Source organism: Streptomyces sp. NPDC001732, from assembly GCF_053596315.1.
The window spans coordinates 1-1,138 of sequence record NZ_JBSFFY010000215.1; the positions used below are offsets into that span (position 1 = coordinate 1).

Annotated in this window: 1 protein-coding gene; it reads right to left on the bottom strand. The window is 61.7% G+C overall.

The annotated features are described in order from the left end of the window. Positions 1–90 precede the first annotated feature (90 nt). Positions 91–1,138 (bottom strand): group II intron reverse transcriptase/maturase (locus ACWCXX_RS41480; RefSeq protein WP_451136522.1); only part of this gene is annotated, 1,048 nt, incomplete at its 5' end.

Genomic DNA, 1,138 nt, shown 5'->3' on the forward strand with positions numbered 1-1,138 from the left:
TCCGCATACTGGATGTATTCGGACGTTCCGACAACGCAGCGAGGTGCTGTAGCTGTCGTCGCGCGCCCGCCGGGGATTACGGGACAGCCCTTAGTTTCCCAGCACACCGCTCTCCAGTGATCTTTTCCGGGTGGGTGAGGTTGCTCGTCCCGCGTGGATCTCCTCGTGGCAAGGCCGGCAGACGACCAGGGTTTTGCGTCGTCTCATTGCCATCAACTTCACCCACATGGGGCGCTCGGCTCGGCCCTGCTGCTTGACATCGGCGAGTTTCCGGATGTGATGGACCTCAATCCGGCTCGTTGATCCGCACATCTCGCAGCAGTCCGCAAGGAGCCGCTTTACCAACTCGGTGGTGCTGATGTGGTTGGGTTTCAGCGGCTCTCGGTCGGCCATTACCGCTGTGCGCTGCCGTTTGAGCGGGATGCCGCCGAAGCGGGCAACCAGTGCCTTCTTCTCACCTCCGCGCTCGACGATGACTTCAAAGCATTTTCGAGGGCCGTCCGGGGAGTCGATGGTCGCCTTGTACTTGCGGGCCATCTTCGTGACGGTCGATCTGTGCTTCGACGCCAGTGTCTTGAGCATGGACGTCTCCATCACCCATTGCAGGCGGTTCAGGCGGGCGACGTCCTGGGCGAGAAGGTAGTACTGCACGAGTCCCCGGTACTCGGCTTGGTATGTCGCCACGATTGAAAAATCGCTGTCGTGGAGAAGCACACCACGGAGTTTCGGTTTCCCGCCGCCCATGTAGGAGGCACAGCGCTGCCGGATTACCTCGCGTGGCACGAAAAGCCCGATGGCACCGTTGACTGAGCGTCGTGGTCCCGTGAGCTTCGTGTCGCATCGCTGGGCTCTCACCTCATAGCCGAGGAAGCGCGCCGCCTGGCTGGTGGCGTGCGTGACCAGGGTCTTGGATTCGGAGAGTTCCAACCGGAGTTCATCCAGCAGGAATTCCGTGATCCGCGCCTTGATCTCCTCGGCTTCGTGCTTGGGCCCAGCGAAACCGAGCAGCAAGTCGTCGGCATACCTGACATACCGTAGGCGCCGAAATCCTGGATCATAAGGGTCTTTGCTCGGCAGGCTCCGCATTTGGAGCCGGAGTTGCCGTACTGCGGCGCGATCTCCGCGCCGCTTCGCCCAG